The 11891-nt window shown below is 63.6% G+C and carries 12 protein-coding genes, 1 pseudogene and 2 riboswitches; of the genes and pseudogenes, 10 read left to right on the top strand and 3 right to left on the bottom strand.

Annotation, left to right across the window (positions count from 1 at the left end):
• Nucleotides 1-157 precede the first annotated feature (157 nt).
• Nucleotides 158-406: a hypothetical protein gene (locus H7U37_RS13145; protein ID WP_204876370.1), complete on the bottom strand. Its 249-nt coding sequence runs from the start codon at nucleotides 404-406 to the stop codon at nucleotides 158-160.
• Between the two features lie 91 nt (nucleotides 407-497).
• On the opposite strand from H7U37_RS13145, the gene H7U37_RS13140 reads away from it, so the two are divergent.
• Entirely contained in the window at nucleotides 498-722 is a 225-nt protein-coding gene (locus tag H7U37_RS13140; RefSeq protein WP_204876369.1) for a helix-turn-helix domain-containing protein, read from the top strand.
• Nucleotides 723-947: 225 nt separating this feature from the next.
• On the opposite strand, the gene proS is transcribed toward H7U37_RS13140, so the two are convergent.
• Both proS and gluQRS read right to left on the bottom strand, forming a co-directional pair.
• Nucleotides 948-2387: a proline--tRNA ligase gene (proS, locus tag H7U37_RS13135; RefSeq protein ID WP_204876368.1), complete on the bottom strand. Its 1440-nt coding sequence runs from the start codon at nucleotides 2385-2387 to the stop codon at nucleotides 948-950.
• Nucleotides 2388-2486: 99 nt separating this feature from the next.
• A complete protein-coding gene (gluQRS, locus tag H7U37_RS13130) occupies nucleotides 2487-3464 on the bottom strand; it encodes a tRNA glutamyl-Q(34) synthetase GluQRS (RefSeq protein WP_204876373.1) in 978 nt (325 codons plus the stop codon).
• 130 nt (nucleotides 3465-3594) lie between these two features.
• Nucleotides 3595-3713: riboswitch (molybdenum cofactor riboswitch) on the top strand.
• Between the two features lie 97 nt (nucleotides 3714-3810).
• Between gluQRS and H7U37_RS13125 the strand changes: the two genes are divergently transcribed.
• The 9 genes and pseudogenes from H7U37_RS13125 to H7U37_RS13090 all read left to right on the top strand — a co-directional run.
• On the top strand, nucleotides 3811-4836 hold the full coding sequence (locus H7U37_RS13125; RefSeq protein ID WP_204876367.1) for a molybdopterin-binding protein: 1026 nt from the start codon (nucleotides 3811-3813) through the stop codon (nucleotides 4834-4836).
• A 5-nt stretch (nucleotides 4837-4841) separates the two neighbouring features.
• Entirely contained in the window at nucleotides 4842-6047 is a 1206-nt protein-coding gene (locus H7U37_RS13120; RefSeq protein ID WP_204876366.1) for a molybdopterin molybdotransferase MoeA, read from the top strand.
• A gap of 9 nt (nucleotides 6048-6056) precedes the next feature.
• Nucleotides 6057-6533 (top strand): annotated as a pseudogene (gene moaC / locus H7U37_RS15855) (cyclic pyranopterin monophosphate synthase MoaC); the annotation flags it as partial.
• A complete protein-coding gene (mobB, locus tag H7U37_RS15850; protein WP_338049835.1) occupies nucleotides 6519-7037 on the top strand; it encodes a molybdopterin-guanine dinucleotide biosynthesis protein B in 519 nt (172 codons plus the stop codon). The pseudogene moaC and the gene mobB, both read left to right, overlap by 15 nt.
• Nucleotides 7034-8008: a GTP 3',8-cyclase MoaA gene (gene moaA, locus H7U37_RS13110; protein ID WP_204876357.1), complete on the top strand. Its 975-nt coding sequence runs from the start codon at nucleotides 7034-7036 to the stop codon at nucleotides 8006-8008. Before mobB ends, moaA begins: the two co-directional genes overlap by 4 nt.
• A gap of 231 nt (nucleotides 8009-8239) precedes the next feature.
• On the top strand, nucleotides 8240-9160 hold the full coding sequence (locus tag H7U37_RS13105; protein ID WP_204876355.1) for an MOSC domain-containing protein: 921 nt from the start codon (nucleotides 8240-8242) through the stop codon (nucleotides 9158-9160).
• Between the two features lie 83 nt (nucleotides 9161-9243).
• Nucleotides 9244-9360, top strand: a riboswitch (molybdenum cofactor riboswitch).
• Nucleotides 9356-10213, top strand: coding sequence for a molybdate ABC transporter substrate-binding protein (gene modA, locus H7U37_RS13100; protein ID WP_204876354.1), 858 nt, complete (start codon nucleotides 9356-9358; stop codon nucleotides 10211-10213). Its footprint overlaps the riboswitch before it by 5 nt.
• 45 nt (nucleotides 10214-10258) lie before the next feature.
• On the top strand, nucleotides 10259-10945 hold the full coding sequence (gene modB / locus H7U37_RS13095) for a molybdate ABC transporter permease subunit (RefSeq protein ID WP_204876353.1): 687 nt from the start codon (nucleotides 10259-10261) through the stop codon (nucleotides 10943-10945).
• The coding region (locus H7U37_RS13090; RefSeq protein ID WP_204876352.1) for a sulfate/molybdate ABC transporter ATP-binding protein at nucleotides 10945-11891 on the top strand (947 nt) is incomplete at its 3' end. The genes modB and H7U37_RS13090, both read left to right, overlap by 1 nt.

The following is an 11891-nucleotide window of genomic DNA, read 5'->3' as shown; positions in this document are numbered from 1 at the left end:
TCCAAGCAACTTGCTGTCCACAACCGCCGCTCAAACAACTTTCCCATGAGGCCCCTGGGCTGGCTTTCCCCCTCTGAGTTCACTGTCCAATATGTTTGACAAACCTACACTTTTCTGAATTGCAACCACTAATTTTCTTTCCGCGCCCCCTGTGCTTTTATCCGAAATCATGACGCGCCCCTCCGTCGCTGCCCAGCGCCTCCAGCGTACATATGATCTCCTCAATTTTGTGAAAACATTCCTTGTCCGACAAGCTGTCGTCCTGTATGATGTCCCGTATCCGGCACAGCGCACGGTAACACACCGTTTCCACGATTTTTTCCGCGTCCATCTCCAGTCCCGGAAACCGGACCTCCGCCCGTTCCCGCGACAATACCTCCACTAAAATCTCCTTGTATAAATCCATCAAAATCACCCTCAAAATAATTTTAGCGAAAAATTCGCTAAAATTCAAGCCTAGAAAAACATGACTGTATGCTTTCTCTGAGGTGGAACGCATGAAATATCAGCGCCTGCGGGATCTGAGAGAGGATAGAGACTTGACACAGCGGGAATTGGCAGGAATTCTTCATTGCAGCCAGCGAATTTACAGCAATTATGAGCGGGGAGATGTAGACATTCCCACAGAGGTACTAAAAAATCTTGCCGTTTTCTATGACACCAGCGTGGACTATCTGCTGGGACTGACCGACGAAAGAAAACCCTATCCCCGGCGGAAATAGACCAACATCCCCGCATGAACGGCGGGGCGGACAATGTCCGCCCCCTACGGGCCACCGAAACGCAGGCATTCGTAGGGGCGACCCTTGTGGTCGCCCGCAGCCCTTGCAGGCGTAACGCGGGCGGCCATAAAGGCCGCCCCTACAAGACGGATAAGACACCAAAAAGCGCAAAAAAGAGTCCCAGACACCGGTCCGGGACTCTTTTCGTATGTTAAGTTGGAAAAATCAGTAGGCCACGCCCCAGTAGATCATGTGCTTGGCGGGCTTGCCGCACACGGGGCACACGTCGCCCAGGTGCTCCTGGGCAAAGGGGATGCACCGGGAGGTAACCCCGGCCTCTTCCTTCATGCGCAGCTCGCAGGCCTCGTCGCCGCACCACATGGTCTTGGCAAAGCCGCCCTGGGTGGACATCTTCTCCTTGACCTCCTCCATGGTGGAGCAGGCGTAGGTGTTGTTCTCCAGGTTCTGCTTGGCCTTGGCGTACAGGCCGTTATGGATGGCGTCCAGCATGGTCCCCACAGTCTCCTCGATGTTGTCCAGGGAGACGAAGGCCTTTTCGCCGTTGTCCCGGCGCGCCAGCACGCACTGGTTTTTCTCGATGTCCTTGGGGCCCAGCTCCAGGCGGAGGGGGACGCCCTTCATCTCATACTCGGCGAACTTCCAGCCGGCGGACTGGTTGGAGTCGTCCATCTTCACCCGGAAGCCGGCGGCCTTCAGGCGGTCCATGACGGCCTGGTTGGCCTCGATGACGCCCTCTTTGTGCTGGGCCACGGGGATGATGATGACCTGGATGGGGGCGATGCGGGGCGGCAGGACCAGACCGTTGTTGTCGCCGTGGGTCATGATGATGCCGCCGATCATACGGGTGGACACGCCCCAGGAGGTCTGGTGGGGGTAGTGGGGCTGGTTGTCCTTGCCGGTAAAGGTGATGTCAAAGGCCTTGGCGAAGCCGTCGCCGAAGTAGTGGCTGGTGCCGGCCTGGAGGGCCTTCTTGTCGTGCATCATGCACTCCACGGTATAGGTCTCCTCGGCGCCGTTGAACTTCTCCTTGTCGGTCTTGCGGCCCTTGACCACCGGCATGGCCAGCACGTTTTCCAGAAAGTCGGCGTAGATGTTGAGCATCTGCTGGGTCTCCTGCCGGGCCTCCTCCTCGGTGGCGTGCATGGTGTGGCCCTCCTGCCACAGGAATTCCCGGTGGCGGAGGAAGGGGCGGGAGGTCTTTTCCCAGCGGAGCACGGAGCACCACTGGTTGTAGAGCTTGGGCAGGTCCCGCCAGGAGTGGATGATGTTTTTATAGTGCTCACAGAAAAGGGTCTCGCTGGTGGGCCGGATGCAGTAGCGCTCCTCCAGCTTCTCGGAGCCGCCGTAGGTCACCCAGGCGCACTCGGGGGCGAAGCCCTCCACGTGGTCCTTCTCCTTCTGGAGGAGGCTTTCGGGGATGAGCATGGGCAGGGCCACGTTCTCATGTCCGGTGGCCTTGAACCGGGCGTCCAGCTCCTTCTGGATGTTCTCCCAGATGGCGTAGCCGTAGGGCCGGTAGATGAACATACCCTTAATGGAGGAGTAGTCGATCAGCTCCGCCTTTTTGCACACGTCGGTAAACCACTTGCCGAAGTCTACCTCCATATCGGTGATCTGTTCCACCTGCTTTTTGTCCTGTGCCATATCTCTTTCCATCCTTTGCAGCAAAATATCTCGCAAGCGCCGCCCGCAGGCGGCACGTCTCTTCAAGCCCTACTATTGTATTCATTTCCCCGGCAAAAGTCAAGGGACGCGGGGCTTTTGCCACAGGGTCCGGTCCACCGTCACATCCCGTGCCGGCACCTTCTCCCAGGCAAAGATAGGGAGCAGCTCTGCCGGCATGGCCGGTTCCGGCGCGTCCGTCAGTCCCGCCAGAAAGGCCAGCCGTCCCACAATCTCCGGCGCGGTGAATCGTTCCTTCAGCGCCCCCAGGTCCAGATCGCCGTCCCGCTTGGAGAGCCGCCGCCCGTCCGGGTCCACCAGCAGGGGCACGTGGTAAAATTCCGGCGGACGATAGCCCAGCTTTTCGTATAGAAAAAGCTGCCGGGGGGTGGAGTCCAGCAGGTCCTGCCCCCGGACCACCTCATTGATCTCCATTGCTCCGTCGTCGGCCACCACCGCCAGCTGATAGGCGTACACCCCGTCGGACCGCCGGATGATGAAATCCCCGCAGTCCAGATCCAGCCGCTCCCGGTAAGGACCCAGGTGGCCGTCGGTGAAGAAAATTTCTTCGTCGGGCACCGCCACCCGCCAGGCCGGCCGGCGGGTTTTGTCCAGTTCCCGCCGCTCCTCCTGACTGAGATGGCGGCACCGCCCGTCATAGACCAGTTTTCCGTCGGCCCGGTGGGGGGCGGAGGCCGCCAGGCGCTGGGCCCGGGTGCAGTAGCAGGGATACACCAGTTCCTGCGCCGCCAGTGCTGCAAACTGCCCGGCATAGAAATCGGTCCGTTCGCTCTGCCGGTAGGGTCCGTGGGGTCCGCTCTTTCCGTATCCCTCGTCCCAGGTAAGGCCCAGCCAGACCAGATCTTCCGCCAGCTGTTGGGCGTATTCCTCCCGGCACCGGTCCGGGTCCAGATCCTCCATCCGCAAAACCAGCGTACCTCCTTTGGCGCGCACCGACAGCCAGGCCAACAGCGCCGTAAATACATTGCCCAGGTGCATCCGCCCGCTGGGGCTGGGGGCAAACCGGCCCCGTATCACGTCCCCCACCGTTTCCACCATCCTTTTCCCGTTTTCTCCATGATAGCCCACCGGAAGCGCCGGAACAAGCCTTTCTTTTTCTCTTCGTCATATCCCTCAAAATTTTTCTGCATCCCTTGCGTTTTTTTCGGCTCCATCGTATAATTGAGGTGTCTTTTATATGCTCCGAGCAAAGACGGCTACGGGTCTTTGGCCTATGCCGCCGCGCCGCGGGTCGGACGGGAAACGGTCCGGCCTTCCTGATTGAAAAGGAGCTGCTTTCCACCCTGCCGGGCCCTGCTGTGCCCTGCCGGTCTTTTTGTGTTTGTGGAAGCGCTGCCAAATCAGGCGGCGCTTCCATTTTTGTTTTTTGAGGAGGGCCTTCGCCATGAAATGTATCCCCACCCAAGAGGCCGTGGGTCATGTGCTGTGCCACGACCTGACCCGCATCGTCCCCGGCGTCACCAAGGACGCCGCCTTCCGCAAAGGACACATCGTCACCGAGGAGGACATCCCTCTCCTCCTCTCCATGGGCAAGGACCGGCTCTACGTCTGGGAAAAGACGGAGGGGATGCTCCACGAAAACGAGGGGGCCGACCGGCTGCTGGCCCTGTGCCGCAACGCCCACATGACCCCCACACCGGTAAAAGAGGGCAAGATTGAGCTGAAAGCAAACTGCACCGGCCTCTTTCGGGTGGACGTGGACCGGCTGATGGCGGTAAACGCGGTGGGGGAGCTGATGATCGCCACCCGCCACACCAATACGGTGGTCCGCCCCGGCGACAAGCTGGCGGGGATGCGGGTGATCCCGCTGGTCATCGCGGAGACGAAATTGCAGGAGGCAGAGCAAGCCGCCGGGTCTGCGCCGCTTTTGGAGCTCCTCCCCTTCGTCCGCAAAACCGCCGCCGTGGTCACCACCGGTAACGAGGTCTTTTATGGCCGCATCCAGGACCAGTTCACCCCGGTGCTGATAAAAAAGCTGGCTGATCTTGGCGTAGACGTGGTATTTCACACCAAAGTCCCGGACGACCGGGAACAAATCGTGGCCGCCATTCAGGCCGCCCGGGAGAGCGGCGCGGAGCTGGTGCTGTGTACCGGCGGCATGAGCGTGGACCCGGATGACCAGACGCCGGGGGCCATCAAGGCCTCGGGCGCGGAGGTGGTGGCCTACGGCGCGCCGGTGCTGCCCGGCGCCATGTTCCTGCTGGGCTATTTCGCCGATAAAACCCCGGTTATGGGCCTGCCCGGCTGCGTGATGTACGCCAAGGCCACCATTTTTGACCTGATCCTCCCCCGGGTGCTGGCCAATGTGCCGGTGAGCAAGGCCGATCTTGCCCGGCTGGGCCACGGCGGGCTGTGCCTGGGCTGTGCCGAATGTCACTATCCCGTCTGTCCCTTCGGAAAAGAGGCATAAAAACCATGCGTACCTTTCTCTCTCTGGAGGAAGCGCTGGAGGAGATGACCGGCGATTTACAGCCTCTGGGCGTGGAAGTCCTGCCCCTTGGTGAAGCGCTGGGGCGCACGCTGGCGGACGATATCCGCGCCCACGGCGACCAGCCGCCCTTTGACCGCTCCCCGCTGGACGGCTACGCCTTAAAAGCCGCCGATACCTCCGGCGCGTCTCCCCAAACGCCGGTAACGCTGCCGGTCATAGAGACCGTCTACGCCGGCGGCGTGCCCAGCCGGGCGCTTTGCCATGGCGAGGCCATGCGGGTGATGACGGGGGCCATGCTCCCACGGGGCTGTGACTGCGTCCTCCGGCTGGAGGACACCGACGACGGCCGGGAGACCGTCGCTCTCTACGCCTCCTTACCGTCCGGCGCGAATGTCTGTCGCCGGGGGGAGGACTATAGGGCCGGTACCCTGCTGCTCCCCGCCGGGACCAGGCTGGACAGCCCCTCCATCGGGGTGCTGGCCAGTGCCGGGGTCTTTGCCGTGCCGGTGCACCGCCGTCCGTCGGTGGGACTGCTGGTCACCGGCGACGAAATCGTCCCCCCGGACCGCTACCCCCTGCCGCCGGGCAAGATCTACGACGCCAATCTCTCGCTGCTTACCGCCCGGCTGCGGGAATTGGGCATTCTTCAGGTCACCGCCGCCCGCGCCCAGGATTCTCCCCAGGCTGCCGCCGCTCAGATGGAGGAGCTGCTCCGACAGTGCGACCTGCTCCTCACCACCGGCGGCGTGTCGGTGGGAGACCGGGACATTCTGCACCAGGCCCTCCCTCTCCTGGGGGCGGAGCCGGTCTTTTGGAAGGTGGCCCTCAAGCCGGGGACTCCGGTCCGCTTCTCCCGCTTTCGGGGAAAGCCCATTCTCTCCCTCTCGGGCAATCCCTTTGCCGCCGCCGCCACCTTTGAACTGCTGGCCCGGCCCGTTCTGGCCGCGCTGTCCGGCGAGTCCCACTTTGCGCTCACCAAAACCCAAGGCCGTCTGCAAACGCCCTTCCCCAAATCCAGCCCCGTCCGCCGCTTCCTGCGGGGGCGCTATCAACAGGGCGGCGTGATTCTGGGGGAACAGCACAGCTCCGGCGCGCTCTTTTCCATGCTGGGGTGCAACTGTCTGGCAGAGCTCCCCGCCGGCGCGCCCCCCATGGAGCCCGGCCGGAGCGTGACGGTCTGGCTCCTTTAGGAGGTTTTCATGGAACCCAAATTCAATCACTTTGACCACCAGGGCAACGCCATTATGGTGGATGTGTCCGCCAAGTCCCCCACCCGCCGTCTGGCGGTGGCGGAGGGCAAGATCCGGGTGTCTCCCGCCGTGCTCAAGGCGGTCACGGAGCACACCGCCGCCAAGGGCGACGTGCTGGGCGTGGCCCGGGTGGCGGGCATCATGGCCACCAAGCGGACCTCGGAGCTGATCCCCCTCTGTCATCCTCTGCCGCTGGCCCACGCGGCGGTGGAGTTTACCATTTTGCCCGACGAGTGCGCCATTCTGGCCCAGTGTACCGCCCGGCTGGACGCCCGCACCGGCGTGGAGATGGAGGCTCTTACCGGCGTTTCGGTGGCCCTGCTCACCATTTACGATATGTGCAAAGCGGTGGACAAGTCCATGGTCATTGAGAATATCCACCTCACCTATAAAGAAGGTGGAAAGTCCGGCGTGTTTCGCAACAACGGGCGCAAACGTCCGGCGGTGGTTGCCGTCAGCGGCGTAAAGAATTCCGGCAAGACCACTCTCATCGAGGCCATGCTCCCCCACTTTACCGCCGCCGGTTTGAAAGTGGCCACCGTCAAGCACGACGGCCACGCCTTTCTCCCCGACCCGGAGGGCACCGACACCGGCCGGCATATGGCGGCGGGCGCCTGGGGCACCGCCATTTTCGACGGGGAAAAGTACAAGGTGGTCCGCCGGGGCAAGGTGGATGAGCATGACCTCATCGACCGGTTCCCCGACGCCGACCTCATTCTGCTGGAGGGCTTCAAGCACTCTCACTGGCCCAAGCTGGAGGTGGTCCGCGGAGGCAATTCCGACGCTCCGGTGTGTGACCCGTCCACCCTGCTGGCCCTGGTCACCGACTTGCCGCTCTCCCTCCCCAACGTGCCCACCCTGCCCCTGGGGGACGGCGAAGGAGCCGCCCGCATCATCCTGGGCCAACTGCTGGAGGAGGTGCCCCTGTGACCGACGGATACGGCCGCGTTATCGACTATCTGCGTATTTCGGTCACCGACCGGTGCTCTTTGCGCTGCCGCTACTGTATGCCGCCCGACGGCGTGGACTGGCTCAGCCACGGGGATTTACTGACCTACGAGGAGATCCTCACCCTTTGCAGCGCGTTTTGCGTATTGGGCTTCCGGCGCTTTCGCCTCACCGGCGGGGAGCCGCTGGTCCGCCGGGGGCTCTCCCATCTGGTGGCCGGCCTCCGCGCTCTGCCGGAGGTCTCCTCCATCTCCCTCACCACCAACGGCGTGGATCTGGCCCCACAGCTGCCCAGTCTGCTGGATGCCGGTCTCACCGCCGTCAATCTCAGTCTCGACACCCTGGACCGGGCGCAATACGCCGCCATCACCCGCCGGGATCTGCTGCCCCAGGCGCTGGAAGGACTCCACGCGGCGCTCTCCACCCCCAATCTCACCGTCAAGCTCAACTGCGTGCCCATGGGGGAAAACGACGGCCAACTGGTGCCTCTGGCGGCCCTGGCCAAAGACCGGCCGCTGTCGGTCCGGTTCATTGAGCTGATGCCCATTGGGCTGGGCGGGTCCCTCCCCCGCCGCACCGAGGAGGAGGTCCGGGCCAGGCTGGAGGCTGCTTTCGGCCCTCTCCTCTCCTGCGCACCGCCGCCGGGCGCCGGACCGGGCCGCTACTGCGCCCCCGCCGGTTTTCGGGGCAAGATCGGCTTCATCAGCGCGGTGAGCCATCAGTTCTGCGCAAGCTGCAACCGGGTCCGGCTGACCGCCACCGGCTTTCTGAAAACCTGCCTGCAATACGACACCGGCGTGGACCTGCGCGCCCTTCTGCGGGGCGGAGCCACCCAGTCCGAGCTGCAAGCCGCCATTGCCGGCGCACTGGCCCGCAAGCCCTTGCAGCATCACTTCGGCACAGCTGCCCGCCCCAACGACGAATCCCACAACATGCACCAAATCGGCGGCTAACCTACTTTCTTTCGAGAAAGAAAGTAGGCAAAGAAAGCTTCCATAGACGCTCGTTCGGTAAGTTCTGCTTCTTTACGCTGCGGCACCTGGGGGAAGTGCAGAAGGGGGGTATCCCCCCTTCTGCCCCTTTTGGTCCAGGCCCTTTTCGGGAAAAGGGCCTGGCGCCGCCCGCGCAGGGCAAACATACTCTCACAGAGAAAGTCAACATTTCATCATTTAGGGGGATATTCCATGGCAACGATTATGGCAATCTGTACCAGCCCCGGAAAGGGGACGCAAAAGAAGGACGTGGGTAAGGCCCGTTTCATCGCCGATTGGGGGGTGGACGGCGACGCCCACGCCGGAAAATGGCACCGGCAGGTGTCCCTCCTGTCGCTGGAGAAAATCGAGGCCTTCCGGGCCAGAGGCGCCGAGGTGGCCTACGGCGCGTTTGGAGAAAATCTGGTGGTGTCCGGCATCGACTTTGCCAAGCTGCCCATCGGCACCCGGTTCTACGCCGGAGACGTGGTTCTGGAGCTGACCCAGATCGGTAAGGAGTGCCACCACGGCTGCGAGATTTTTCAGAAGATGGGGGACTGCATCATGCCCCGGGAAGGGGTTTTCAGTAAAGTGCTCCAGGGAGGAGACCTGTCCGTGGGGGATGAGATCCGCTATGAGCTGCCCTTCCGGGCGTCGGTCATCACCCTCAGCGATTCCGGCGCGGCGGGGACCCGTGCAGACCGCAGCGGCCCCATCATTCAGGAGATTTTGAAGGAAAACGGATATCCCGTGGTCCATACCGCCCTCCTGCCCGACGACCCCGACCAGCTCTCCGCCCTGCTGGCCCAGCTGGCCGACGAGCACACCGCCGACCTGATCCTTACCACCGGCGGCACCGGCTTCTCCCCCCGGGACCGCACCCCCGAGGCCACCCGCGCCGTCATCGAGCGGGAGACCCCCGGTATCCCCGAGGCTATGCGGGCCTTCTCCCTGCAAATCACCCCCAGAGCCATGCTCACCCGGGCCGCCGCCGGTATCCGTAAAGAGTCCCTGATCATCAACCTCCCTGGCAGCCCCAAGGCCGTCCGGGAATGTCTGGAATATATTTTGCCCTCCCTCTCCCACGGTCTGGCCATTTTGAAAGGGCTGGACGGCAACTGTGCCCGCGCCTGATGGCTTCCCACCTCCGGTATTCCCGGCGGTTTTATATTTTGGGAAAGATCATTTAGAAAGGAGGATAGATTCTCTATTATCCCCAGCGTTCAAAACTTCGAGCCGCACCGCCTACGGCTTTGGCTAGGGCGGCCGGCCACTGGGCCGGTCTGGAAACGGGCCGACCTGCCATTTTGCGAAGGAGTTGTATCAAACATGAAAAAAATCGGTATCCTGTCCGCCGCCCTGGCCCTCTGCCTGGGCCTCTCCGCCTGTTCCTCCACCGCCTCACAGCCCAGCACCCAGCCCTCCGCCGCGCCCCAGGACCAGGGTGAGCCGGTGGACGTGGTGGTCTTTGCCGCCGCCTCCATGGAGGCCTCCCTCACGGAAATTGCCGATCAGTACAAAGAGGTGGAGCCCAACGTCAATCTGGTCTTTACCTTTGATTCCTCCGGCACCCTGAAGGACCAGATCCAGGAGGGCGCGGTGTGCGACCTCTTCATCTCCGCCGCCCCCAAGCAGATGAACCAGCTGGACGCCGCCGACACCTCCGGCCAGAACGAGGACGGCCTGGACTTTGTCAACCACGACACCCGGGTGGACCTGCTGGAAAATAAGGTGGTGCTGGCGGTGCCGGACAGCAACCCGGCGGATATCCAGTCCTTCCAGGACCTGGCCTCCGACAAGCTCTCCCTCCTCTGTCTGGGCAACGATTCGGTGCCGGTGGGCGCGTACTCGCTGGACATCCTCGCCTCGCTGAACATCGACCTCGCCGCCCTGGAGGACGCCGGTAAGGTGACCTATGCCTCCAACGTCTCCGAGGTGGCCACCCAGGTCAAGGAGGGCGCGGTGGACTGCGGCATCATCTACGCCACCGACGCCAACACCTACGAGCTCACCGTGGTGGACCAGGCCACCGAGGACCTGTGCGGTCAGGTGATCTACCCCGCCGCCGTCATGAAGTGCGGCACCGAGGCGGGTATGGCCGCCGCCCAGGACTTTTTGGACTACCTGCGCACCAGCGACGACGCCCACGCGGTGCTGGAGGGCGTAGGCTTCACGGTGCTGAGCTGACCGCCTTTGCCATGAAGCACATCCGTTTTGGAAAGGGGAATGCCTTTGGACTGGTATCCGCTTTTTAACTCGCTGCGCATCGCCGCCGTCTCCACGGTGCTGATCTTCTTCCTGGGCATCGCGGCGGCCTACTATGTGGCGAAGCTCCCACGCTGGGCCAAGGGCGCGCTGGATGTGGTCCTCACCCTGCCGCTGGTGCTCCCCCCCACGGTGGTTGGCTATTTTCTCCTCCGGCTGCTGGGTCCTCAGCGTCCCATCGGCCTGTGGTTTGCCCAGGTCTTCGACGCCCGGCTCACCATGGTGTGGTACTCCGCCATCTTCGCCTCGGCGGTGGTGGCCTTTCCACTCATGTACCGCACTGCCCGGGGGGCCTTTGAGTCCTTCGATCAGAACCTGGCCGACGCGGCCCGTACCCTGGGCCGGTCCAACACCTGGGTGTTTTGGCGGGTGCGGATGCCGGTCTGCCGCCAGGGTATTTTGGCCGGTACCGTCCTGGCCTTTGCCCGGGCTTTGGGCGAATACGGCGCCACCGCCATGATCGCCGGCTACACCCCCGGCCGGACCGCCACCATCTCCACCACCGTCTATCAGCTCTGGCGCACCGGCGACGACGAAGGCGCCATGCGGTGGGTGCTGGTCAATCTGTGCATTTCGGCGGTGGTGCTGCTGGCGGTGAATCTGCTGGAGCGAAAGGACAAAAAAAACGCCGCGCCGGCGCGGGAGGTGGGCTGATGTCTCTTCTGGTGGACATTCGCAAGGACTTCGGCTCCTTCCGGCTGGACGTGTCCTTTGAGACAGGGGACGGGGTGCTGGGGCTGCTGGGGGCGTCTGGCTGCGGCAAGTCCATGACCCTCCGGTGCATCGCCGGCATCGTCCGCCCCGACGCCGGGCGCATCGTGTTGGACGGCAAGGTCCTTTTTGACAAGGAAAAGGGCATCAACCTGCCGCCCCAGAAGCGGGGGGTGGGGCTGCTCTTTCAGAATTACGCCCTCTTTCCCCACATGACGGTGCGGGACAATCTCCGCGCCGGCATGACGGGCAGCCGGAGGGAAAAGGAGGCGCAGCTTACCGGTCTGGTGGAGCGGCTGGGCCTCCGCGGCCTGGAGCACCGGCGTCCCGCCCAGCTCTCCGGCGGGCAGCAGCAGCGGGTGGCGCTGGGGCGCATTCTGGCGGGAAAACCTGGGGTCCTGCTGCTGGACGAGCCTCTTTCCGCTCTGGACAGCTACCTGCGCTGGCAGGTGGAGCTGGAGCTGCTGGACGTGCTGTCCGGCTTTGAAGGTCCGGTGGTGCTGGTGACCCACAGCCGGGACGAGGTGGAGCGCCTGTGCCGGGACGTGTGCGTCCTGGACCGGGGCAGGTCGGAGGGCCTGCGCACCGTGCCCCAGCTTCTCCGCGCGCCGGATACGGTGGCCTCCTGTCTGCTCTCCGGCTGCAAAAACCTCTCCCGGGCCAGAGCCTGTCCCGACGGCCGGGTGGAGGCCCTGGACTGGGGGGTCACCCTGCGCTGCGCGTCCCCTCTGCCCCAGGGACTCACCCATGTGGCGGTCCAGAGCCGGGCGCTCTCCCTTGCCGCGGCAGGGGAAAACACCATCCCCTGCCGTGTAGAGCGGGTGCTGGACCAGTCCGTCCCCCCCATTCTCCTGTGCGCCGCCGGGAAGGGACCGGCCCTCCTGCGGGC

The organism is Pseudoflavonifractor phocaeensis, from assembly GCF_016901735.1.
Taxonomy (GTDB): domain Bacteria; phylum Bacillota; class Clostridia; order Oscillospirales; family Oscillospiraceae; genus Pseudoflavonifractor_A.
Note: the sequence above shows the minus strand (reverse complement) of the source record. Positions and strands in the feature narration are given on the sequence as shown.

Excerpts from the sequence above, each read along its gene's own strand:
- H7U37_RS13145 (WP_204876370.1), bottom strand. The coding sequence starts at position 406 with ATGGATTTATACAAGGAGATTTTAGTGGAGGTATTGTCGCGGGAACGG.
- H7U37_RS13140 (WP_204876369.1), top strand. The coding sequence starts at position 498 with ATGAAATATCAGCGCCTGCGGGATCTGAGAGAGGATAGAGACTTGACA.
- proS (WP_204876368.1), bottom strand. The coding sequence starts at position 2,387 with ATGGCACAGGACAAAAAGCAGGTGGAACAGATCACCGATATGGAGGTA.
- gluQRS (WP_204876373.1), bottom strand. The coding sequence starts at position 3,464 with ATGGTGGAAACGGTGGGGGACGTGATACGGGGCCGGTTTGCCCCCAGC.
- H7U37_RS13125 (WP_204876367.1), top strand. The coding sequence starts at position 3,811 with ATGAAATGTATCCCCACCCAAGAGGCCGTGGGTCATGTGCTGTGCCAC.
- H7U37_RS13120 (WP_204876366.1), top strand. The coding sequence starts at position 4,842 with ATGCGTACCTTTCTCTCTCTGGAGGAAGCGCTGGAGGAGATGACCGGC.
- H7U37_RS13105 (WP_204876355.1), top strand. The coding sequence starts at position 8,240 with ATGGCAACGATTATGGCAATCTGTACCAGCCCCGGAAAGGGGACGCAA.
- modA (WP_204876354.1), top strand. The coding sequence starts at position 9,356 with ATGAAAAAAATCGGTATCCTGTCCGCCGCCCTGGCCCTCTGCCTGGGC.